Source organism: Saccharibacillus sacchari DSM 19268 (assembly GCF_000585395.1).
GTDB classification, from domain to species: domain Bacteria; phylum Bacillota; class Bacilli; order Paenibacillales; family Paenibacillaceae; genus Saccharibacillus; species Saccharibacillus sacchari.
Genome location: NZ_KK073875.1, coordinates 4,099,208 through 4,122,737, shown reverse-complemented (window position 1 = coordinate 4,122,737; position 23,530 = coordinate 4,099,208). Strand labels below are relative to the sequence as shown.

Below are 23,530 nucleotides of genomic sequence, written 5' to 3'. Positions count from 1 at the left end.
GGATATAGACGATTCGAAGCTTGTGCGACTGTCTTTGGAGGTTAGGCAATCGTGAATCCTTATGGGACAAGGGATTGGCTCTTTTTAGCGTGAAAAGGGCGTTGGAACTGGCTATCAGGAATTCCGAGGGCTGAGCATGGAATTTGACTATAACGCCGTATTGGCGGCTTTTAAGAGTGATTGACACTTGGCTTCCAGATGCCTAATATCATACTCAAAGTCACGGACGAGCCGCCGACAGGCAGGCACCTCCGAATATCCGGCAGAGAGGAAGATCAACATGACACAAGCGAAAAGTTCGAATTTGGGGTATCCGAGAATCGGTGAAAAACGGGAATGGAAAAAACTTCTGGAGGCGCACTGGTCGGGCAAGATCGACGCAGCCGAGTTGGAAAGCGAAACGAAAAAACTTCGTCTGGAGTATCTGAAGAAACAGCGCGACCTGAAAGCGGAATTGATTCCGGTCGGCGACTTCTCGCTTTATGACCACATTCTCGACACTGCGTTCACGTTCGGTCTCGTGCCGCAGCGTTTCACAGGCGGCGCCAACACCGTTTCGCACGATGAGAATTGCAACTGCGCAAGCGGGACTCACGATGAAGAACCGGCAGCGTCGAAAGATGCAGGCACGAAATTCTTTGCTCCGAATGAACAAGGGGTATACGGCCTGGATGCTTACTTCGCCGTAGCACGCGGAACGAAGGCTTTTGCAGCATCGCCGATGACCAAATGGTTCGACACGAACTATCACTATATCGTACCTGAATTGCAAGGCCTGACGCCAAAGCTCACGGTTAACCGTCCACTGGCCTTCTACCTCGAAGCCAAAGAAGAACTCGGCATCGACGGCAAACCTGTCATCGTAGGCCCGCTGACGTTGCTGAAGCTGGCACGCGGTATCGAAAATGACCGTTTCGACTCGCTGCTGGACGAACTCATTCCATTGTATGTGCAGGTCTTGAAAGAACTGAGCGAAGCCGGGGCAAAATGGGTGCAAATCGACGAGCCGATCCTGGTTCTGGAAACAAGCGACGAAGACGTTGCGCGCCTGCGTAAAATCTACGAAGCTTTCGATGCCGCTACGCCTGAGCTGAACATCCTGCTGCAAACGTACTTCGAATCGGTATCCCGTTACGAAGAAGTCGTACAGCTTCCGGTGCAAGCAATCGGTCTTGATTTCGTTTACGATCGCGGTCGCAACCTGGCTGCTCTCGAAAAGAACGGCTTCCCGCAAGACAAGATTCTGGGCGTCGGCATCATCGACGGCCGCAACATCTGGCGTTCCGACCTGAGCGTGAAGCTGGAGCTGCTGCGCCGCATCGAAAAAGCCGCAAACGCGAAAGAATTGTTCATTCAACCGTCTTCGAGCCTGCTGCACGTGCCGGTCACGACGCGCAGCGAAGAAAAGCTGGAAGCGAAGATCAAAAACGGTCTGAGCTTCGCTGACGAGAAGTTGGCGGAAATCGCGACTTTGGTTAAAGCACTAAACGAAGGCGAGGAAGCGGCTGCTGCCGAAATCAAGGAAAGCGTAGATGCGGTTGCCGCCCTGAACGCTTCGCCGGAACGCAACGACGAATCGGTACGCGACGCACTGGGCAAATTGGATGCTAACCGTCCGGAACGCCTGTCGCCTTATGCGACGCGCCGCGACGTGCAAGCGAAGCACTGGCCGCTGCCGTTGCTGCCGACAACAACGATCGGAAGCCTGCCGCAAACAACCGAAGTTCGTCAAGCGCGCAGCAAGTGGAAAAAAGGCGAGTGGAGCGAAGCTCAATATGTGGAGTTCCTGCACGCCGAGACCGAGCGTTGGATTCGCATTCAAGAAGAAATCGGCATCGATGTACTTGTGCACGGCGAGTTCGAGCGTAACGACATGGTCGAATACTTCGGCGAGCAGCTGGCCGGATTCACGACATCGTCCTTTGCCTGGGTACAATCGTACGGTTCCCGCTGCGTGAAGCCGCCGATCCTGTACGGAGACGTGAAGTTGCTGAGCCCGATGACGGTGACGGAAAGTGCGTACGCGCAATCGCTGACGGAAAAACCGGTCAAAGGCATGCTGACAGGCCCTATCACGATCTACAACTGGTCGTTCGTGCGCGACGATCTGTCCCGTTCCGTCGTGCAGAACCAGATCGCTCTTGCGCTTCGTTCCGAAGTAAGCGCGCTGGAAGAAGCGGGTATCGGCATGATCCAAGTGGATGAGCCGGCGCTGCGCGAAGGTCTTCCGCTCAAACGCGAAGACTGGCAGGCGTACCTGGATGATGCGGTCTACGCATTCCGCGCTTCGACGACAAGCGTGCAGGACGTGACGCAAATCCACACGCATATGTGCTATGCCGAGTTCGGCGATATCATTCAAGCGATCTCCGACCTGGATGCCGACGTCATCTCGATCGAAGCGGCGCGCAGCCACGGCAACCTGGTATCCGCGTTCGAAGACGACACGTACGACAAAGGCATCGGCCTGGGCGTATTCGATATTCACAGCCCGCGCCTGCCGGACCAAACCGAGATCGAATCCATCGCGCAGCGCGCACTTGAAGTTCTGGATCCGGCCCAATTCTGGATCAACCCGGACTGCGGTCTGAAAACGCGTCGCGAAGAAGAAGTTATCCCGTCGCTGAAAACGATGGTTGCCGCAGCCGTCGCACTGCGCGAACAGTTCGCGAAAGCAGGAGCAGCAGGAGGCGCCGGAGCGACCGGCGACCGGATCTAATGGGGCTGCTCGACGAACTGCGAACAAGAGTGATCGTCGCCGATGGGGCGATGGGCACGCTGTTGTATCTGAACGGCATCGACCGCTGCTTCGAAGAGCTAAACCTGACCCGTCCCGAGCAGGTGCGCCAGATTCACCGGGCGTACCTCGGCGCGGGAGCCGAAGTGATCCAGACCAATACGTATGCGGCGAACGATCACAAGCTGAAGCGCTATAATCTGGAGTACGAGCTGGAATCGATCAACCGGGCAGGCGCCCGGTTGGCCCGCTCGGCCGCGGAAGGCACCGGGGCTTACGTTCTGGGCACGATCGGCGGTATCCGCAATACCAAGCCCGGCGAAGTGTCGCTCGGCGAGATCAAGCGGAGCAACGAACGTCAGATCGAAGCTTTGCTGTCCGAAGGGGTAGACGGTTTGTTGCTGGAAACCTTTTACGATCCTGAAGAATTGCGCGCTACGCTGACTTTGGCTCGCAAAAAAACGGATCTGCCGATCGTGGCGCAAGTCTCGACGCAGGATTCCGGTTATTTGCAGGACGGAAGCACGCTGGCCGAGATGTTTGCCATTTTGGAGGATTTGGGTGCGGACGTGGTCGGTTTGAACTGCCGGTTGGGGCCGTTCCATATGACTCGTTATTTGAAGCAGGTTCCGCTGCCGAAGCATGCGTTCCTGTCGGCGTATCCGAATGCGGGTCTGCCCGAGTATAACGAAGGCCGTATCCGATACCGCTCGGGAGCCGATTATTTCGGGAAAAGCGCATTGGATCTCCGCGGGGAAGGTGTACGCCTGATCGGCGGTTGCTGCGGAACGACGCCGGAGCATGTTGCCGCGATGGTAGAAGCCGTCAAAGGTGCAGCGCCAATCACGGAGAAAATCACGGAAGCGCTTCCCGAAACCGAGGCGCAGCGCATCGAAATCCGCGAGACGGTCGCCGAGCTTGCAAGCACGGGCGAGACTCCGCCAGCGGAAAAACGGTTCCACGAGATCACTGCGGCGAAAGATCATTCGGTTATCGTCGAGCTTGATCCGCCGAGAACGCTGCGTACCGAGGGCTTTTTCAAAGGCGTTCAAGCTCTCAAAGAAGCCGGAATCGACGCGCTTACGCTGGCGGACAATTCGCTCGCAAGTCCGCGTATTGCCAATGAGTCGCTGGCTTCGGTCGTCAAAAACAAGTACGGCGTGAAGCCGCTGGTGCACGTCGCTTGCCGGGACCGCAACATGATCGGGCTTCAGTCCCATCTGATGGGTCTTGCCGCTTCGGGCATCAATCAGATGATCGCGATCACGGGCGACCCGTCGAAGGTCGGCGACGTCCCGGGTGCGACCTCCGTCTACGACTATAATTCGTTCGATCTGATCAAGTTGACCAAACAGTTCAACGAAGGCCGATTGCCTTCGGGCCGCTCGCTCGGTCTGCGCGCGAACTTTTCGGTCGGCGCCGCGTTCGATCCGAACGTGCGCCATCTGGACAAAGGCGTGCAGCGTCTGGAGAAAAAGATCGCGGCCGGCGCCGACTACTTCATGACGCAGCCCGTTTACGACGAAAAAAGGATCGAAGAGCTCTATCACGCAACTAAGCATCTGAAGCAGCAAATCTTTATCGGCATCATGCCGCTGATCAGCGCGCAAAACGCCTCCTTCCTGCATAACGAAGTGCCGGGCATTCGCCTGACCGACGAAGTGCTGGGCCGGATGCAGCGTTACAAACATGATAAAGAAGCCGCGATGCAAGAAGGCATGAATATTTCCCGCTCTTTGATCGACGTGATTCTGGAATATTTCAGCGGGGTGTATATCATGACTCCGTTCCTGCGCTACGAGCAATCCGCAGAACTGACCCGTTACGTGCACGAAGCGGCAGCGAAGCGCAAAGGGCAGAATATCCAATTGAGTTAAGCCTAACCTTCCGAACAAATACCCTCATACCTCAACAAAAAAAGCTTTCCACCATTCGCTTGCGCGAACGTCGTGGAAAGCTTTTTTATTGCCTGGAAAATCGATTCAGTCCATGATCCCGTCATTGTAATAATTGATGATGTCGCGGCGGCGGATGATCCCGAGGAATACGCCGTCGTGATCCGTTACGGGAACAAAGTTCTGATCAGCGGCGAGGGTCAGCATATCCTCCATATCCGCATCGATCACGACCGATTCGTTATGCCGATACCGCTTGATGCTGCTGAGCGAAATATCGGACATCATCTCCAGATTGAAGTTGAACGTGTTTTTAAGTTTCCAAAGCAGATCGCCTTCGGACAACGTGCCTACGTAGCGGCCTTGCTCGTCGATGATCGGTACCGCGGAATAATGATTCTTCTCCAGCAAATCCATCGCTTCCAGCATCGTAGCGGAAGAGGGGATATGTTTGACTTGATCCTTGGGTAAAAGAAAACGCGAGACTTCCATGTAAGTATACACTCCTTAACCGTCGAATTTCCGAACCCTTATTCCTATTAAAACATAGTTGAGGTCTTTTTTGAATATTTAGCGAGTTATACGACAAAAGCGTAACTATTTAAATGGAAATCCCGTCTTTTTAAAGAAGGGTTTTTGAAGAAGAAATTTGATCAAAGATTAACCAGTATTTGAAAAGGCGGGGATGAAAGTGTCCGATGTATCGGTATTGAGTATTTGCAAGCAAAAACGCGAAGGGTATCCGTGCACGTTCGAGTATGCGGATTTTATTATTGACGGCCAGCGGCTATATGAGCGAATCTCGAATCTAAATCCCCAAGACGGTCATGTGGCATGTCTGGGGTTCGGTCCGGATTATTTTCAGCAGTCGCAGATGGAAAAAATGATGTTGATCGGAGAAAGCGATCTGCCGAACGATCGGCGTGCGCTGTTTATTTGTCCGGGTTGCGGCGATCTGGAATGCGGAGCCGTATCCGCTTCGATCAAATTGCAAAACGGAAGCGTAGTCTGACAAGATTTCGGATTCGAAAGCACCGGCTATCCGCCTTCGAGCGTAACGCCGATTCCGGATCTCGGTCCTTTTTATTTCGAAGAACGGACGTACATGGAAACCATTCGTGCCGCGTACGGATTAGGCGGGTTTCATTGGCCTAAGGCAAAAGGAACGGAAAATGACTGAGTTTTGCCGCAAACCAACTCTGATCGTAATCTGGAGGTTGTGATATGAGCATGTACCGTCGCCATTGGGCCCTTTTTTCGTTGCTTGGAGTGATCGCGATCGCGGTTACGATTTCCTTTATCCGCTATGAGCCCATCCGTTATGTTGAAGCTGAGGAAACGCAGGCTTTACCCGCTCTGGCTGAACGTATCCAGAAGGAGAGTAAAGAAGACCAGTTGCTGCTTTTGGAAGACGAAGGTTGGACGTATGCCTATTACCGTCGGCCCGAAGGATTATACGAGAGGGTGAAAATTCAGGTCATCGATTCGGGAACTTTTTATACGGCAAAAGCCATTGTCGATTATGCCAATAACGAACAGTTTATCGACACGGACAGTCTGGTTCGCTTCAAAAACGAATCCGGCAAAAAAATCGAAATCGGAAAAACAGAGGGGCCTTGGGATTCATGAAAATAAGCAAAAGATGGTGGTTGTCGTTGATCGTTTTATGCGCCCTGGGAGCAGCTTTTTTCCTTTACTGGCCCAGACCGGTTCATTTGGACGTACAGGGCGTGAGATACCATCTGGGCGAAGCAAATGCGGGGCATGAAGAGCTTGTGCAAGTAAAGATCGACGGCGAGGTTTGGAAAGATTGGAAAGGCACGCCGACGTTTTCGGGTACGATCGATACGGGAGACGACCGACTGGAATTAACCGAGAATCAGAGGAAAGTCAAAGTGAAACTCAACGGCATCGCTGGCAATAATCTGATTTCTTACGGAGGCTTTGATGCGAATACTGGACCGTTCACGTTCGTGTACGGAAGATTGTATGCCGACAAGTCTTTTCAGAACGTCACGCTGAATATTTTCGAAGAAACGGAAGGCGGCGGTTCGGGATGGGGCAGCGGTTCAGGCTTAATGATCAGCGCGCCTGCCTCAAGCCGAACAGAAGCGCTTGAAGTGGCAAACATGCTCATGAAAAAGGATATGAAAGGCGGAGTGTTGAAATAGACCGGGAGAGCGAAATCAGATGATGGGAAAGGATGAATCGCATATGCATGAAAACTTAAGCCGAAGGCTGGACGGATTCGCCGGAAGCAAACGCCGGGTGAAGGGAAAAGTAGAGCCTGAATGGATCGAGGCCGCGGAAAAAGAGCTGGGTTACCGCCTGCCGGATTCGTACAAATGGTGGCTGCAAGAATTCGGAATGCTCCGCCTGGGAGGGACGGAGATCTTTACGCTGGCTCCGCCGGAATTCCAAGAAGACGCGCCTGACGACCTGATCAATCAATATCGGTTAAACATCGAGCAGGACTGGATTCCGAAAGATCGGTTATACCTATTCAAGCCGGATGCGGACGCGGAATTCTTTTTCGACGTCTCGCAGCCGATTGTTGAGCCAGACGTACCGGTCGAATATCCGATTATGTTGTTCGAACCTTTTGGCGCGGAACCGGAGGAATATGCGGATAGCTTTGTCGGGTTCTTGGATCGGTTGCTGCAAGAGCGGGGACACTGAACCGAATCTATGTTGCAAAAAAGATCGCTTACTGCATCCTTTCGGACCGGTAGCGATCTTTTCGCGTTAATTATTTCGACGTTGCGCCTTCAGGCAGCAGCGCTTTGATCCGAAACGCCATTCGCAGCCGCAGCGTTTCTTCCGGGTCTTTCAAGCTGCGCCCGATGATCTCTTCACATTTTTCCAATCGATAGATTACGGTATTGCGGTGGATGTACAGCCGCTTGGCCGTTTCTGCGAGCTGACAGTGCGTCTCCATATATACGGACAGCGTTTGAAGCAGCATATGATGGTCTTTTAGCGTCTCATCCGTAAAGCCTTGCATCGTGTCCGTATAAAACTTGCGCAGGTGCTCGTAAGGAATCATGCGCAGAATTTCGGGCACTTCTTTGGGCTGATAAATTTCGATAAAACGGCTCTTGCCTGCAATTCCGCCGAAATAAAGAGCTTCGTTCGCTTCCTTGTAAGAGATCGGAACATGGGCGAGCGGTTGGGCGTAGCTGCTGAAGCCCAATGACAGGTCGGAGCCGTAATGCGTCGAGATTTTGTGTTGCAGTCTCTCCAGCAGCGACACGAAGGAAGGCTCCACTGTTTTCCAATCATCGATCAGAGGCATGAGCAGCACATAGGCACGGTCATGAGTGAATAGGTGAACGGGGTAGCGGAAGTTGGTCAGCTCGGCTTCGAGATGTTCGGCGATCCGATCCTGCTCCGCCTTGTATTGGACGAAAGAAGTCGTTTTTTCCGCGCCGTCCAGCTTGGCAACCGCGCAAATATAACGTTGGTCGCCGGACAATCCGAATTCGCGTCCGCGGCTAGCGATCTCTTCGCTACCTGAAAATGCGCCTCCGATAAAGTTGGCGAAGAAGTCGTTTTGGATGCGCCGACGATTCTGTTTAAGCGCATTTTCTTTCATTAATTCAAATGCGATTACATTGGTTGCCTGCTCGATCGTCAGGATCAATGAACTTTCAGACAATGGCACAAAGCCTTCGATACATAAGTAGTGCAGCTGTCTATGCGTATAAACGGGGAAAAGGGTCAGCGTCTCGCGTTGTTCGTCCAGCAGCGAAAAGGAGGAACAAATCGAAGTCGTCGCGAGAAGATGTCCTCCGCCAGCCAAAGAAACTTCGAGTCTTGCGGCAGTCGAGTTGCGGGTAAACTGTCCCGAGATCGGCTGCAAATAGGGACCGAGCAAGACGACGGGCAGATGGAGCAGGGAAGACAGTTGATCAAGCAGCTTGGGAATGCCTTGGCCGCTCATGATTTGTTGGGTGAATTGGCGGTGGGTTTGCATGGCGTTGTGAAGTTCGGTTGTCCGCATGTCGAGGATATGGCTAAGCGATTTGTTAACGATATCTCCAAGCGAGATGTTGGAAGGGAGTTCCAACAGCGGAAGGTTTAGCTCATCGGCTAACTGTACGGCTGATTGCGGTATGCCGCCGAGGTATCGTTTGCTTTTAATGCCAAGCGCCGCACACCCTTGAGCGCTCATGACGCGAATAAGTTCCAGCAGGGCAATCAAATCATCTTTTAAATGAAAAGCAGTTGTAATCAGGAGTTCATTTGGTTTTAAATAAGAGATAATATCGGGAGCGTCCATCATATTGACGGTATAGACCTCGCGATTCAATCCATTTGCTCCCGCTGCGATCATGGTTTCGTCAAATACGGGCAGTTTCAATAAGTCGTTAAGTTTCATGGTTTTCGTGCCCCTTTGGTTAACGTGTACAACGAGTCTTTTAATTCTTCTACAATTTCGTGAATGATTTCAATGTGGTTTTATTCTACAATTAATCAATCGCATTTGCCAAGTCATTTAAACTAACATCGATCAAAAATCGTATAGAGTTGGAATAAAGGCTATCGAGCATAACGTGCATAAGGAAACAACCCGGCTCATCGGGCATATTTCGGAACCTTTCGCAATGAGGCCGAAGACATGCCTTGACGGACGGACAAATCGAGGAGGCGTTAAACAGATGACGAAGTACCGCGAAATCCATGCACCTTTGAGAACGATTATGACTCCGGGGCCGGTCGAAGCCGATCCGAGAGTGCTTCGCGCGATGGCGACGCCGATTCTCGGACAATTCGATCCGGAGTTCACGCGGATGATGAACGAGACGATGGAAATGCTGCGAGAGACCTTCCAGACGAAAAACCAGTGGGCGTTTCCGGTAGACGGAACATCCCGCTCGGGGATCGAAGCGGTTCTGTGCAGTTTGATCGAGCCGGGCGATAAAGTTCTGATCCCGATCTTCGGTCGTTTCGGTCACTTGCTTACGGAGATCGCAGAGCGTAACGGCGCCGAGGTTCACCTGATGGAATGTACATGGGGCGAGGTCTTTGACCAACAGGCCGTCATTGACGAAGTGGAACGTGTACAACCGAAGATTCTGGCAATCGTGCACGGAGAGACTTCGACAGGCTGCATGCAACCGCTCGACAAGATCGGCCCGGCTTGTCGCGAGCTTGGCGTATTGACGGTTGTAGACGCTGTGGCTTCGATCGGCGGCACTCCGGTCAAAGTAGACGAATGGCAGTTGGATGCGGTGATCGGCGGCACGCAAAAGTGCATCTCCGTCCCTTCGGGCATGGCGCCTGTCACGTACAACGAGCGCGTGGAACGCATTTTGGAAAGCCGGAAAAAAGTCGAACGCGGCGTTGCGCAAGAAAGCGACCTTCATTACGTGGCTCATCCGATCCGCAGCAACTATTTCGATCTTAGCCAGCTGCAAGACTACTGGGGTCCGCGCCGCCTGAATCACCACACGGAAGCGACCTCGATGCTGTACGCGCTGCGCGAAGGGTTGCGCATTCTGTTGGAAGAAGGACTAGAAGAGCGCTTCGAACGCCACAAGCTGCATGAAAAAGCGTTGATGGCCGGTATTCGCGGCATGGGCCTGGAATTGTTCAACGACGTAGCCTGGAAGCTTCCGGTCGTGACCTGCGTGAAAATTCCTGCGGGCGTGGACGGCGAGTCGGTGCGCAGCATGCTGCTGAATCAGTTCGGCATCGAGATCGCAAGCTCGTTCGGCCCATTGCACGGACAGATCTGGCGGATCGGAACGATGGGCTACAGCTGCCGCAAAGAGAACGTGCTGTTCGTTCTGGCTGCGCTGGAAGCCGTGTTGATCCGACACCATGCTCCGATTACGGTCGGACGCGGCGTACAAGGCGCGCTTGACGTGTACGAGCAGGTTGAAGCGGGTGCATTGGCTCTGTAAAAAGATTGCGCCGCGACAAAAAGGATTCCGAGCCTCTCAAGTTTCCGGGGTCCTTTTGCGCAAGTTTTTCAAAAAAAGGTATTTTTTTGAGTTCTTGCTTTCCTGCGATAGTGCGGAGAAGTTTTAAACGGGAAGCGAATTCCTTGTAAATCGGAGTCTTATTATTTCGGGACAAGAAGCTGACCCAATACCTTGTCAACGCTAAAAGTAAGGTTAAGAGTTGACAAGGTACTCGTACCATGACTGCTTAAGAGGTTAGGTTACGCCCCCGAAAACCCGCTTGAACCGTGCGTGTTTCCGATGTCCCGATTTTTTTGCAAGAAGGACTTGGCAAGGAACAAAAGAAAGAGTCAAATTCTATTGTAAGAATGATGTAAACTTTTTTTGTTCAATATCAACAGCGAACAGATTCATAATCTACGTTTTTGCTAATGATTTGCCGCGTCAAGCTGATAAAATAAGAACCATAAAGCAAAGGGTAAGAATACATTACATAGAAAAGTGATGTTATCTTACTGGACTTCCGTTCATCCGTAAATAACGGATCGATACAGGCAACCAAAAAGAGGGAGTGAGCGAATATGTCTACGAATTTGGCGGGGCAATCAGCGGAGGACACACAATTGCAGGCAGTGAGCAATTTGGACGAATCCCTGAATCCGAAGCGGGACAGTGAAAGAACGGTTGGTCCAGTAGCGTATATGTTCATGTGGATCGGAGACGGCGTCAATCTCGGGAATATGACGCTCGGAGCAAGCTTGATCGCCGTAGGGGTCGCAACATTGAATGCGCTTCAAACCTTCGTGGCCGCAATTTTGGCAATCGGTATCATCTCGGTAATCTTTGCGCTTAACGATCGGTTCGGTTACCGCACAGGTATTCCTTACGTGGTTCAACTGCGCATGTCGTTCGGCATCAAAGGTTCGGTCATCTCCTCATTCCTGCGCGGCGTGCCCGCCATCGTCTGGTACGGCTTCCAGAGCTGGGTCGGAGGTACCGCATTGAATGAAATCGTCAAAGTGCTTAGCGGCGGTTCATTCGATAACGTTGCAATCTGTTTCGTTGTTTTGCAGGCTGTACAGATTGTCTTGTCGCTGTACGGATTCCATGCGATCAAATGGGTGGAAACGCTTGCCTCGGTCGTCATCATGCTCGCACTCGTTTATGTCTTCGGTCTGCTGCTTACGCAACACAGCGAAGATATTACGAACGTATGGGTAAACGCACAAGGAACATGGGGGCTTCCATTCTTCGCCTTCATCATGGTATTCCTCGGTAACTATGCTGCGATCTTCTTGAGCGCCGCCGATTACTCCCGTGAGCTCAAGTCCGGCATCAGCGATAAGAAACGCAGCGCATTGTACTTCGTTCCGATTATTATCGCTTACGGCTTCGTTCTGACAATCGGTGCTATGATGGCAGCTGCTACAGGCATCTCCAACCCGGTTAAAGCTTTCGCGGTTATCGTCGACAACCCTTACATTACGGTAGCGGTATCGGCCTTCATCGTCATCGGTGCCGTAGCGGTAAACATGGTAGCCAACATTGTACCGCCGGCTTACGTCATCTCGCTCGTGACCAAATTGAAGTACAAAGCTTCCGTCGTGATTACGGGCCTGCTCGCACTTTGCTCCTTCCCGTGGGTGCTGGTGCAGGACTCTTCGGCTCAAGGCTTGAACACATTCATCTTGATCTACTCCGCTTTCCTGGGACCGATCGTAGCCATCCTGCTGGTGGAATACTACATTCTACGCAAACAGAAAGTAGACGCTGCCGAATTGTATCGGGAAGACGGCGACTACAAAGGCTACAACCCAAGCGCGATTCTCGCCATGCTCATCGGAGCGGGCGCGGCATTCCTGCTTGTGGACATCGGCTGGATCATCGGCTTCGTTACAGCGGGTATCGCTTATCTGCTGCTGAGCAAGTTCGCTTTCAAAGGATCTTCATTCAAAAAAGGAACCATTTACGATACGACTTCGAACTGATTCCCGGCTATTCGCCGCATGAAGGTTCAAACGAAATACCGCTTCTCCGCCGTTCGGCGGGGAGCGGTATTTTTTTCGTTCGCAGCATCGGAGCAGCGCGCTAACGAATACGGATGGGGAATGAGGAACCGGCTGCGCTTTTTTCGCATATGGCGTTCTCCTTCTGCGGTTGAATCGGAACTATTCACACAGACGCCCGATTAAAACGAAAGGTTGCAGAAGAGATTTGCGGATTTGCGGTAGATCGGAACGCGTCGTTTAAAATTCCATAACCACCATCTGATGGCAAGACCACTCCGGAACCGTACAGCGAACCTGCCCGTTTTCCTGTACGAACGGAAGAGACTGTCGCTCTGGAGCCAGATACAATTCGCGCACGGGGCGCTGCTCGGCCAATCGAACATCCGTCGATTTTACGAGCGGCAGATCCTCGATCACCTCGGTATCCTTGCCGCGCCGCACGGGAGGGGCATAGAGCAGATGGAGCACCCGGCGATTCGCCGCAGGCTGCGCCTGAAGCGTGGCGATGCCCTGCGCAGGCAGATCGACATGCAGCGTGCGCTCTCCCGCCGCCGACTCCAACAATCGATCCAGCAGGTGCAGCAGGATTTGTTTGACCGGCAGACTGCCATACTCGGCGTAGTCGGCGAACAAATTCCATGCCGCGTAAATTCCGTCTGTCCCTTCGGTGATTCCGGGTCCCGCATTTTGCAGATCGGAAGGGGCGTGACGATGAGAGCTGAAGGTGAACAGGTCGCGGTTAAAATACGGATTTTGCCGATTGCCAAGTGTTTTTCCCGTTTCGGCCAAATCGATCTCGTAGGCATTCGCATAAACCAAGAACGATGCAGGGCGAAGTGCAGGAAGCTCAAAGTGAGGACGAACGTAGGTCGGATTAAAAGTCGATCTTCCTAACCATTCAGCACCGAGTTTTAACGCAAAAGCCGATTCGTCCGGAAGCAGTCCCGACCGTCCCGTAGCCAAAATTTTGCCGCCTTTTGCCGTGAACTCGTTCAATTTGCTTTGCAGCTCCGGCGTAATTCCGATGCAGTCCGGCAGGATCACGACCTTATAATGAAGCCAATCGCTTTCAAGATCGACGATGTCGAAAAGATAATGTCCTTCAAGCAAAACGCGCACCGCTCCGGCATCGGCTGCCGCAATCGCTTTGCGATCCCGCGCGTTATCGCCGAAATCGGTTGTTGTCGCTTCTGCCGATACTAATGCGATATCCGCCACCGATACGACGTCGCGGCACCATTCTTCTTTCGCTTCGACCTCCGCATACGCTTCCCCGATCAACGCATACGTGGCCGGATCCATTTCGCCTAAAGGATGCAGCTGATCGCCGACCGAGCAGCCCGCGCCGTTTGCCAAACTGAGTGCCGTTTCGTAACGCAAAGCGTTGGGATGTTTGAAGCCGCCGAACTCGCCCCACGACTGATGGAATTTTCCGGTCATGCCGAGCACGTCCATCCCGAGTCCCTGCGCATAACGGGCCGACAGGGGAAAATGATCATATCCCCACCCGCCAGTGGGCAGCGACTCCAACTCCAAATGCGTATTGAGCGCAGCCAGATCACGCCGTCCGCGCTGAATATGCCCGTTATTATGGAACAGCGGCAGATCCGGCTTTAAGGCATGAACGGCTTCATCCATCGCGGTTCCGTATTTCAGATACGTTTCTTCCCAAAGCTGCTGCATATCTGCCGTATTTCGGGGATCTGAACCACGTCTGCGAATCTCAGCAATGCAGAATTGGCAATAGCATTCGCGCACGCCGACGATATCGAGGAAAATGCCGTCCGCGTCATAACGCTCCACGACTTCGCGTACCTGGTCCGCCAGCATTTCCAAGTAAGGCGTGTTCATGCAAAATTGATGATAACCCGGTTCCATAAAGTCAGAAGCCCAGTTTGTCCGTTCCTGCTTGTCGCGGATCAGCCATTCAGGATGTCGTCGAGCTAATTTTTCATCCAATCCCGCAGACAAATAAACCGGCGTGTTCACCCCGATCTCGTGTGCCGCTTCGATCTGGGCGCCGAGCAGGTCAAACGACAAATTCGGATGAATCTCGTTCGCCTCGGACGGGTGATAGGCCCAACCGTGATGACATTTGGAGAAGACCGTAATCGAATCTACATGACCGAGCTTCAGCATGTCCTGGAATTGCTTTTTGGAAAAGCGTTGCCCGATGTCCCCGATCGCTTCCGATGTGTGAAAATCCAGATGAACCTGACGTAATCGCATTCCATGTTCCTCCTTGATTGACTAGAATATCGTACGATATCTACCACTCTAGCGGATATTCAGGCTTAAAGAAGCTGACAATATCGACTACGTATCGTACAATCTCTACATCATGAAGGAAAAGAACGGGAAGCAAGCAGGATGTACGAGAAAAATCGTAGAGTGCCGCTCGACCGAATTGAGTAAAGTGCTTAATCGATGATCAAAAAGGAGAATGAGCCTATGCGGACGTTGGAATTTGTTATGCCGCCTTTTCCGCAAATCGCTGCAATCGGACATGGCATTTGGCGGCAGGGCATGATGCACGCCGAGCGGGTGTTCGAGGCATATGATCTGATTATCTGCGGATCGGGCGCTTTGTATATGGAAGAGGAGGGAGAGCGATACGAGATCGGGCAGGAAGAGATGTTGGTGTTGGAGGAAGGCTTGCGTCATAGCGGCTACCGCTTGACCGAGGTCGATACAGAAGTGTATTGGATTCATTTTCGGCATATGATTCCGAGCGAGCCTAAGCCGCAATCGCATGAAGAATCGGCACCGGGCCAACCTTTGCCGCCAAGATCCAGTCAAGAAACCGCTCCAAGCCCTGGCGTTGTCCGCATTCCCAAGTTCGGCAGAATCGATCTTGCGTCGCTGCGGCCTTTGCTGGATCGGATGCTGCGTCTGTACGAAACTCCGACGCTGGCACGTTCTTACGAACTACATGTCTTATTCGGCCAGCTTCTGCTTGAACTGCAAAAAGAACTTACCGTGTCTCAAGTGCGCTCTCGTGCGGATCAACTGGGAGAAGAATGTGCGGCTTACTTAGAGCGCATGCTGAGGCTTCCGTTCAATTCCGAGCAAATGGAGCAGGATCTGCATTATCATTTCGATTATTTATCGCGTTGTTTGAAGCAATATACCGGAATGAGTCCGCTGGCTTATCGGCACCATTTACAGATCGAACGCGCCAAGCGTTTGCTGGCGCACTCGAATGATCCGCTTACGGAAATCGGCGAACAGTGCGGATTTCGGGATGCCACTTATTTCTCTCGTTTGTTTAAAAGGGAGACGATGCTGACTCCGGGTGAGTATCAGCGGCGGCATTCTGTTTTTCGGATATGAGAATATACTGATTCTTGGAAAATCCTATTCGTGAAAGAAGCGTGGACGCTGCGGGAGAAATTCGTTTCGATCGCGTGTTGCATTTGGGAAGCTGGATTGGAATTTTCATAGGAAGCTTCCCAAATGCAAAGGCGAACGCTAACGCTAACGCTTCTACACTGAATTTCTCCCTCCGCTAAGCGCTTCGTTTCCTGACAGGATTTTAAGAGAATCAAACGGGTAGGGTTAGGGTAGGGGAGAGGAGAGCAAGTTCTATGTAATCCAAGTCATTGGCTATGATGGCTAAACAAGTTCTTTGAGTTGCTACAGTGCTTTGAAAGCAACGTAGAAAGAATATTTCGTGACTAGCCGTAGCTAGATTGATCTTTAAGCAATGTAGACACTTCATTCGTTTCCAAATCGCTGAATTAACAGCTCTACGTTGCTTTTTCTGCAATCTAAGCTATTACTCCCCTTATTATTCAACTCTACATTGACAAATCGATAACGCAATGGAAACAGCGTAGTGCAAATTGTGAGCGAAACCAGTTATTTCGGATCTCTATTCTTAAAAATATCTTTTCCCCAAACCAAACAAGCCGCGCCTAGGCGCAGCTTGTTGTACTTCATTATTCATCTATCCTAACTACCCCAAAAAGTAAAAATAGATAAGCTCTGTTCCTGAAAGGCCAACAGGCAGCGGGTTCATTTCAGTGAAGGAATGGAATGTTCGCCTTTGAAATCGAGAAAAACCATTTATAGTTTCAATCTATTTTCTCGATTTCAACACGCGACCGTAACGAAATGAACCCACTGCCGCCCGTAGGCCTTTCCATCCCGAACAGGACCTTATCTTATTTTTATTTCCCGCCGAATCCGAAATAAGAAGCGGCGTTCCCGTACGCGATATCCTCCGTCATCCGTCCCAGCAGCTCCAGATCATCCGGTGCTTCCCCGCGATCGGCCAGTTCGCCGATCCATTCGCATAATACGCGCCGGAAATATTCGTGCCGCGTGTACGACAGGAAGCTGCGCGAATCGGTCAGCATGCCGACGAAGCGCGATAGCAGGCCGTTGTCCGCCAGAAGCGTCAACTGGCGGCGCATGCCTTCGCGGGTGTCGTTGTACCACCAGCCGGAACCCAACTGCATTTTTCCGGCAATCCCTCCGCCTTGATAGCAGCCCATCAGCGCCAGCAGTGCGGGGTAATCGCCCGGGTTGAGCGAATACAGGATCGTTTTCGGCAGACCGGATTCGATCTCTGCGCGGTCGAGCAGGCGGGAGAGCGATTGGGTCAGCGGCAGATCGTTTAGCGCGTCGTAGCCGGTGTCCGGGCCGAGCTTACGGAACATCGGGGTATTGTTATTCCGGTACGCATGCAGATGCAGCTGCATCGTCCAGCCTTGCCGCGCGTACATGCCGATCAGGCGGGTGAGCAGTTCGGTTCGATAACGGGTCACTTCGAGTTCGCTCAAGTCCTCACCGTTCAGACGTTTGGCGAAAATCCGTTCCAACTCGTCGCTGTCCGCCGTTTCGTATTTCAGCGTATCCAGCGCATGGTCGGACAGCCGTCCGCCGCGATCGTGGAAAAAGCGTACGCGATCGTCCAAAATATCCGCCAGCTCCGCGAAGGTGGAAGCGGTTCGTCCCGACACGTTTTCCAATTTGGCGATCCACTCTTGAAACCCGGGTGCATCGATATTCAACGCTTTATCCGGGCGGAAAGTCGGAAGCACCGTGAAGCGCTTTTCTTCTTCCGCAAGCAGTCTGTGGTATTCCAAATCGTCCGCCGGATCATCCGTGGTGCAGACGATTTTTACGTTGGAATTTGCGATCAGCGCGCGGCGCGTAAATTCGGGTTGCTTGAGCTTTTCGTTGGCCTGTTCCCAAATCTCCGGCGCGGTGCGTTCGTTCAGCGGCGAGTCAATTCCGAAAAAGCGTCGCAGTTCCAGATGGGTCCAGCTGTACAAAGGATTGCCTACGGTTCTCGGCACGGTTTCCGCCCAGGCTACGAAACGATCGTAATCGGAAGCCGAACCGGTGATCCGTTCTTCGTCGATTCCGTTCGCCCGCATCAACCGCCATTTGTAATGGTCGCCGTACAGCCAAGCTGCCGTTAGATTGGCGAACGGTTTGTCTTCATAGATTTCTTTCGGATCAAGGTGGCAGTGATAGTCGATAATCGGCATCTTTTGCGCATGTTCGTGGAACAACTTGCGCGCCGTATCGGTGGAGAGCAGGAAGTCGTCGTTCAGAAAGCCGTTCTTTCTAACCGATGTGTTCGCTTTATTTTCCGAAGAAGCCCATTGCTCTGTTTGGCCTGCGTTAGTCGTGTTCATAGCGTTACCCCCGTTTTAAAAATAGCCAGTTCGCGCACCTGATTTTCTTCGTTCCGCGTTTTGCGGCCGCTGGCGACTTCGATTATATACGTGATAAACGACTCCAAAATTTCTTCCATCGGCTTTTCCAACAGCGGTCCCGCATTGAAATCCATCCAATGTCCTTTTTTCGCAAATAACTCATTGTTGGTCGCGACTTTGACCGTAGGCACGAAGCTGCCGAACGGCGTTCCGCGTCCTGTCGTAAACAGTACCAGTTGGCAGTCGGAAGCGGCGAGCGCGGAGGAAGCGACCAGATCGTTACCCGGTGCTTGCAGCAGGCTGAGTCCTTTTTTACGCAGCTTTTCGCCGTATTTCAACACATCCACAACGGCGGAAGTGCCTGCCTTTTGCGTGCATCCCAGCGACTTGTCTTCCAGCGTGCTGATACCTCCCGCTTTATTGCCCGGCGACGGATTCTCGTAGACCGTCTCGCCGTGTGACAGGAAATACTGTTTGAAATCGTTGATCAGCCAGACGATATTTTCGAATACCTCTTCGTTTTCGGCGCGTGCCATCAGCATTTTTTCGGCGCCGAACATTTCGGGAACTTCGGTTAGAATGGTGCTGCCGCCTTGACCGATCAGGAAGTCGGAGAAAGCGCCGAGCAGCGGGTTGGCGGTGATGCCGGAAAAACCGTCGGAGCCGCCGCATTTCAAACCGACGTTCAACTCGCTCAAAGGGACGGGCTCGCGTTTATCGCCGATAGCCGCTTGATGCAATTCTTCAAGCAGTTCCAGTCCCGCTTCAACTTCGTCTCCGACTTCTTGCGCGACCAGAAACTTCACTCGGGATTCGTCGAAGTCGCCCAGCATCTGCTTGAATTCGGCTACGATATTGTTCTCGCATCCCAGTCCGAACACCAGCACGCCGCCCGCATTGGGATGGTTGACGGCGTCCATCAGAATGCTGCGCGTCATCCGGTGATCGTCACCCAGTTGGGAGCAACCGTACGGATGCTTGAGCACCGTCACGTTGTCGAAAGGACCGAGGTCAGGATGAATCGCTTTGAATTCGGCAACCATCAGCTCGGCGACGCCGTTGACGCAGCCAACAGTCGGGACGAGGAACAGATCGTTGCGAATGCCGACTTTTCCGTTTTTGCGACGATAGCCGTCAAAAGTCAGTCCCCGGTTCGGATAATCAACAGGATGCAGCTCCGGTTCATATTGATAGTCTTCTTCGCCTGCAAGCGTGGTTTTGATATTGTGCGTGTGAATCCATCCGCCGATTGGAATATCTTCGGCGGCATAGCCGATCGGCGCTCCGTACTTCATGACGATGCCGCCTGCCGGGATATAAGCGGTCGCGATCTTATGGCCTTGCGGGACATCGCTCAGACTGGACACATCCGTACCTTCCGCATCCAAATGCTCGCCGCCGGACAAAGGGCGAAGAGCAACGGCAACATTGTCGCGGGGATTCATTTTCATCAAAGTCCGCATATCGGTATTCCTCCTATACAAATTGATGGAGCTGTAATTCCGAAGAGTCGAGTTCTTGCAGATGGCCTTCCAGACGAGCGGCCAAGCCCGGAATCTCGTTCAAATCAACACCCCAGAGCGCAGTCTGACCCAAGATATTGGGGATAAACGAATCGGGTTCAGACCATGCATGATCAAAAATACCCAATACCGAAGCTTCATCTTGGCGCGCGATCCGATCCCCGCGATAGCTGTAAAGCAATGCGGCAAAAGCAAGCGTGATTCGCGGAGGAAGCTCGCCCCGTTCCCGAACGTAGCGAAGCAGGATCGGCAGCAGGCGCGCTTTGAATTTGGAGATGCTGTTAAGCGAGATGGAGCGCAGTTCATGCCGGATCGACGGATTGCGGAAACGTTCCAGCACCGCTTGCGCATAACTCTGAAGCTCTTCTACCGGGAGATCCAGCATCGGAATCAGTTCCTGCTCGATCATCGCCTGAAGGAAGGTGGAGAAAGCGGCATCGTTCATCACGTCTTCGACCGTTTCCAACCCGCTCAACAAGCCAAGCGGGACCATCGCCGTATGCGGACCGTTCAGCAAATGGACTTTTCGTTCGCGGTACGGCGTCATATCGGAGGTCACGACGACGTTCAGTCCGGCTTTGGCAAGCGGGAATTCGTCCTTGATGGCTTCCGGCCCTTCAATGACCCACAGCAGATAAGGTTCGGCGGTCACGGCCAATTGGTCTTCGTAACCAAGCCGTTGCGCCACTTCCTGCTCTCTACCGCGGGGAAATCCCGGTACGATCCGGTCGACCAGACTGCAACAGAATGTATTTTGCGTATCCAGCCATAGATGGAACCCCTCGTCCAACTTCCAGTCTTCGGCGTGCTTTTTCACGATTTCCAGCAGCTTTTCGCCGTTACGGTCGATCAGCTCGCATGGAATAATGGTGAAGCCTTTTTTACCCAGCGCATATCGGCGATATAGTAAGGCGGTCAGCTTGGCCGGGAATCCGGCCGGAGGCTTATCGTTCAAGTGATCTTCGGGACGATACACGATTCCCGCTTCCGTTGTGTTAGAGACGATGATCGAGAGCTGGTCGTTATCCGCCAATGCCAGATACGTCTCATAATCCGTATACGGATTAATCAGGCGGTTCACGCTTCCGACAACCTCGGCGGAATCCACCGTCTGACCGTTTTCGATCCCATTCAACAGTACGGTAAACAAATAGTCCTGCTCGGCGAATTTCGTATTCACTTCTTCCGAGATCGGCTGAACCAGAACGGCGTTGCCGCCGAACAAGCCTTGACGGTTCATTTGCTGAAGCTGCCAATCGATGAATGCCCGCATAAAGTTGCCGCCGCCGAACTGGATAACCTTTTCGGGAAAAGCGGCTACTTTAGGCACGATACTGCGCGACAGTCGGGGTAAACTTGTCATGCTTTTGGCTCCTTTAAAATGAATTTTTGCACACGTGAACATTTTGCTGTGAAAAAGAAGTTGGCGCCGAAAATGTAAAAGATATTCGGCTGCCAGGTCGAATCAATGATCGTCTTCGCTTGCGAACTCGGCTACGGAGCGACGCTGTACCAGTTTGCTGCCAAGCAGGCGTTGAATCGGTTCGGCGTTCGGCTGTTCCATGCGCTGAAGCAGGAGTTTGGTTCCTTCGGCGGCGATCTCGGATACGGACTTATGAATCGTCGTCAATGGCGGGTTCGTATACTGGGCGAAGATCATATCGTCGAACCCGATCAAAGAGATGTCGCCGGGAATATGAACCCCGCGGTCGAAGCAGGCGTTCATCGCGCCAATCGCCATATCGTCGTTGCCGCAGAAGACGGCCGTCGGACGATTGTTCAGATCGAGCAGGGTGTTCATCGCCGCGTATCCACTCTCGATACTGTAGTCCCCAGGTACGAAATAGTCCGGATTCGGCGATAGACCGTGCGCGATCAGGCTGTCCATATAGCCTAATCTTCGTTCGGAGGAGGACTTGAATCCCGGCTTGCCTTCGATGATTGCGATGGAACGGTGTCCGCATTGGAACGCATGATCCGCTGCCGCGCGTCCGCCGACCCGATCGTCCGACGCCACATTGGCAATCGACGGATCGTCCAACTGGCGGTTCAAGACCACAAGCGGAATATCGGCCGACTGAACATGATAGATGAACCGGTTGTCCAACTCGCTCTGGCTCATGACCAGTATCCCGTCGTAGCGGCGCGGATTGATACTGTCCAAGCTGCCCGCATCGTCGATGCCGCTGACTGTCAACATGTAATGCTCGTCCAGTTCGCGGCGGATGCCTTTGAGCGCATCGGCGAGAAAGCTCGAAGACGTTCCTTGCTCAATGCTGGAAAAGAATAATCCGATCGTGTTCGATTTGCGCGTAACCAGATTTTTGGCATTGTAGTTGGGCACGTAATTCATGTCCGAGGCAATCTTGGCGATTCGCTCCCGCGTAACCGGCTTGATCAGCGGACTGCCGTTCAACGCCCGGGAGACGGTTGTATGCGAGACGCCTGCCGCTCGTGCAATGTCTTTGATCGTAATCATGCTTTTCGCTCCCGACTATAAATGTTAACGTTTTCATCATAACGAGCATGGAAGTCTTTGTCAACGCGTCAAGTACAGGAAAGAATGCCTATTTTGCGACAGAAGAATCTCTATACAGTCGACATAACACGTGTTATATTGGGTTCGAGGTGTAGAAATGAATAATAAATCCGGAAAGCCGAAAAGAGTAACCAGCCAGGATGTCGCCAAACTCGCGGGTGTATCGCGGAGTGTCGTATCTGCCGTATTGAACGGAACGCCGGGCATTGGGGTAAGTGAGCGCACGCGGGAAAATGTACATGCGGCAATCCGCGAGTTGAATTATCATGTGGATGCGAGAGCGCGCGGAATGAAGACCGGGCGGAGCATGACGCTGGCCGCGTTCGGCGATACCTCCCATCCTTTGTTTATGCGTGTACTGGAAGGGATGCAACGAGCAAGTGAGATAGAAGGCTATCATCTTTTGCTCAGTTCACCGGGAAGGGGAAAAGTCGGAGAAGCCCGAAGTGGACTGCTAGAGCTGTATCAACAACGAAGAATCGATGGAATCGTCACCTTGGACGATACCAGCTATGCCGACGAAGAGTGGGCAGAGCGTGTTCAAGCGAGCGGTGTTCCCTATGTATCGGTAGAGGGCTACGCCGAATTTGCGGGGATTCACTCGGTGCACGCCGATTACCGGAAGAGCATGAAGACCGCATTGGACTATTTATGGCAACGTTCTTCCGACGCAAAGCTTGCTCCCGAATATGCGGAAGTATTTAGCTTGTCCCATGAAGGGCGAGTCAACTGGGCGGAACAACAGCGTCGGAAAGGGTACGAGGAATGGTGCCGCAAACATAAGCTGGAGCCAAAGGTTTCTCGTCATTTGCAGCAGGCAGGGCGAGTTGATTGGCAGGCTTGGTGCCGGCAGCAGGTCGAATCCAAACATGCTTCGTCCCCGGTGCTACTTAACTGGTCCAGTGCGGTGCCGGATCTGTATCGAAGCGCATACCGATTCGGACTGTCGATTGGCGCCGATCTGCGAATCATGGCTGCGGATAATACGATTCAAGGAGATATACTGAGCGTACCGACATTGAGTTGCGTAGAAATTCCTTATGCGGAAATGGGCGAAGCGGCGGTGCGAAGCGTGCTTTTGCAGATGCGGCGCGGAACCGAGCAGCCCTCCAAGCTATGGCTTCCCGCTGTACTCAAGCCCGGCGAGAGTGCTTGAGTCATACAGATGAGCGAAAATATTTGACGGTGTTCCTTTTGGAGGCCGTCCATTTTCTTAGTGTATAACACGTGTTATGAAAGGGTGGAA

Annotated in this window: 17 protein-coding genes; 10 read left to right on the top strand and 7 right to left on the bottom strand. The window is 52.6% G+C overall.

From position 1 onward, the window contains the following. Positions 1-280: 280 nt before the first annotated feature. Both metE and SACSAC_RS17810 read left to right on the top strand, forming a co-directional pair. Positions 281-2,719 (top strand): 5-methyltetrahydropteroyltriglutamate--homocysteine S-methyltransferase, encoded by a 2,439-nt coding sequence (gene metE / locus SACSAC_RS17815; RefSeq protein ID WP_037288886.1) that lies wholly within the window; start codon positions 281-283, stop codon positions 2,717-2,719. Beyond that, positions 2,719-4,614, top strand: coding sequence for a bifunctional homocysteine S-methyltransferase/methylenetetrahydrofolate reductase (locus SACSAC_RS17810; protein ID WP_037288883.1), 1,896 nt, complete (start codon positions 2,719-2,721; stop codon positions 4,612-4,614). The genes metE and SACSAC_RS17810 overlap by 1 nt, the downstream gene beginning before the upstream one ends. Before the next feature lie 105 nt (positions 4,615-4,719). Here the strand turns inward: SACSAC_RS17810 and SACSAC_RS17805 are convergent, their stop codons facing one another. Continuing rightward, positions 4,720-5,124: a CBS domain-containing protein gene (locus SACSAC_RS17805; RefSeq protein WP_037288880.1), complete on the bottom strand. Its 405-nt coding sequence runs from the start codon at positions 5,122-5,124 to the stop codon at positions 4,720-4,722. Positions 5,125-5,323: 199 nt separating this feature from the next. Here SACSAC_RS17805 and SACSAC_RS17800 point away from each other — a divergent pair, with 199 nt between their 5' ends. From SACSAC_RS17800 to SACSAC_RS17785, 4 genes are all read left to right on the top strand, one after another. After that, complete coding sequence (locus SACSAC_RS17800) at positions 5,324-5,644, top strand: hypothetical protein (protein ID WP_156951032.1); 321 nt, start codon at positions 5,324-5,326, stop codon at positions 5,642-5,644. A gap of 212 nt (positions 5,645-5,856) precedes the next feature. Further along, the gene (locus SACSAC_RS17795) at positions 5,857-6,261 is read left to right on the top strand and encodes a hypothetical protein (protein WP_037288874.1); all 405 of its coding nucleotides are present in this window, start codon (positions 5,857-5,859) and stop codon (positions 6,259-6,261) included. Continuing rightward, positions 6,258-6,803, top strand: a complete 546-nt coding sequence (locus tag SACSAC_RS17790; RefSeq protein ID WP_037288872.1) for a hypothetical protein — start codon at positions 6,258-6,260, stop codon at positions 6,801-6,803. Before SACSAC_RS17795 ends, SACSAC_RS17790 begins: the two co-directional genes overlap by 4 nt. Positions 6,804-6,822: 19 nt before the next feature. Continuing rightward, entirely contained in the window at positions 6,823-7,311 is a 489-nt protein-coding gene (locus tag SACSAC_RS17785; RefSeq protein ID WP_051507222.1) for an SMI1/KNR4 family protein, read from the top strand. Positions 7,312-7,381: 70 nt separating this feature from the next. Here SACSAC_RS17785 and SACSAC_RS17780 read toward each other — a convergent pair whose 3' ends face one another. Further along, on the bottom strand, positions 7,382-9,013 hold the full coding sequence (locus SACSAC_RS17780; RefSeq protein WP_037288869.1) for a PucR family transcriptional regulator: 1,632 nt from the start codon (positions 9,011-9,013) through the stop codon (positions 7,382-7,384). Positions 9,014-9,293: 280 nt separating this feature from the next. Here SACSAC_RS17780 and SACSAC_RS17775 point away from each other — a divergent pair, with 280 nt between their 5' ends. Both SACSAC_RS17775 and SACSAC_RS17770 read left to right on the top strand, forming a co-directional pair. Beyond that, entirely contained in the window at positions 9,294-10,541 is a 1,248-nt protein-coding gene (locus SACSAC_RS17775; protein ID WP_037288866.1) for a pyridoxal-phosphate-dependent aminotransferase family protein, read from the top strand. A 581-nt stretch (positions 10,542-11,122) separates the two neighbouring features. Beyond that, positions 11,123-12,529 carry an NCS1 family transporter gene (locus tag SACSAC_RS17770; protein ID WP_037288864.1) on the top strand — a complete coding sequence of 469 codons (1,407 nt, stop codon included), beginning with the start codon at positions 11,123-11,125 and terminating at the stop codon, positions 12,527-12,529. A gap of 258 nt (positions 12,530-12,787) precedes the next feature. On the opposite strand, the gene SACSAC_RS17765 is transcribed toward SACSAC_RS17770, so the two are convergent. Then, on the bottom strand, positions 12,788-14,779 hold the full coding sequence (locus SACSAC_RS17765) for a beta-galactosidase trimerization domain-containing protein (protein ID WP_037288862.1): 1,992 nt from the start codon (positions 14,777-14,779) through the stop codon (positions 12,788-12,790). 222 nt (positions 14,780-15,001) lie between these two features. Here SACSAC_RS17765 and SACSAC_RS17760 point away from each other — a divergent pair, with 222 nt between their 5' ends. Beyond that, positions 15,002-15,883 (top strand): helix-turn-helix transcriptional regulator, encoded by an 882-nt coding sequence (locus SACSAC_RS17760; protein ID WP_037288860.1) that lies wholly within the window; start codon positions 15,002-15,004, stop codon positions 15,881-15,883. An 839-nt stretch (positions 15,884-16,722) separates the two neighbouring features. Here the strand turns inward: SACSAC_RS17760 and uxaC are convergent. The 4 genes from uxaC to SACSAC_RS17740 all read right to left on the bottom strand — a co-directional run bounded on the left by uxaC (position 16,723) and on the right by SACSAC_RS17740 (position 22,224). Continuing rightward, positions 16,723-18,201: a glucuronate isomerase gene (gene uxaC, locus SACSAC_RS17755; RefSeq protein ID WP_084778167.1), complete on the bottom strand. Its 1,479-nt coding sequence runs from the start codon at positions 18,199-18,201 to the stop codon at positions 16,723-16,725. Next, positions 18,198-19,685 carry a UxaA family hydrolase gene (locus SACSAC_RS17750; RefSeq protein WP_037288858.1) on the bottom strand — a complete coding sequence of 496 codons (1,488 nt, stop codon included), beginning with the start codon at positions 19,683-19,685 and terminating at the stop codon, positions 18,198-18,200. Before SACSAC_RS17750 ends, uxaC begins: the two co-directional genes overlap by 4 nt. Before the next feature lie 13 nt (positions 19,686-19,698). Beyond that, positions 19,699-21,108 (bottom strand): tagaturonate reductase, encoded by a 1,410-nt coding sequence (locus tag SACSAC_RS17745; protein WP_037288855.1) that lies wholly within the window; start codon positions 21,106-21,108, stop codon positions 19,699-19,701. A gap of 102 nt (positions 21,109-21,210) precedes the next feature. Next, on the bottom strand, positions 21,211-22,224 hold the full coding sequence (locus tag SACSAC_RS17740) for a LacI family DNA-binding transcriptional regulator (RefSeq protein WP_037288852.1): 1,014 nt from the start codon (positions 22,222-22,224) through the stop codon (positions 21,211-21,213). 157 nt (positions 22,225-22,381) lie between these two features. Here SACSAC_RS17740 and SACSAC_RS17735 point away from each other — a divergent pair, with 157 nt between their 5' ends. Further along, positions 22,382-23,440, top strand: a complete 1,059-nt coding sequence (locus tag SACSAC_RS17735) for a LacI family DNA-binding transcriptional regulator (protein ID WP_037288850.1) — start codon at positions 22,382-22,384, stop codon at positions 23,438-23,440. Positions 23,441-23,530 lie beyond the last annotated feature (90 nt).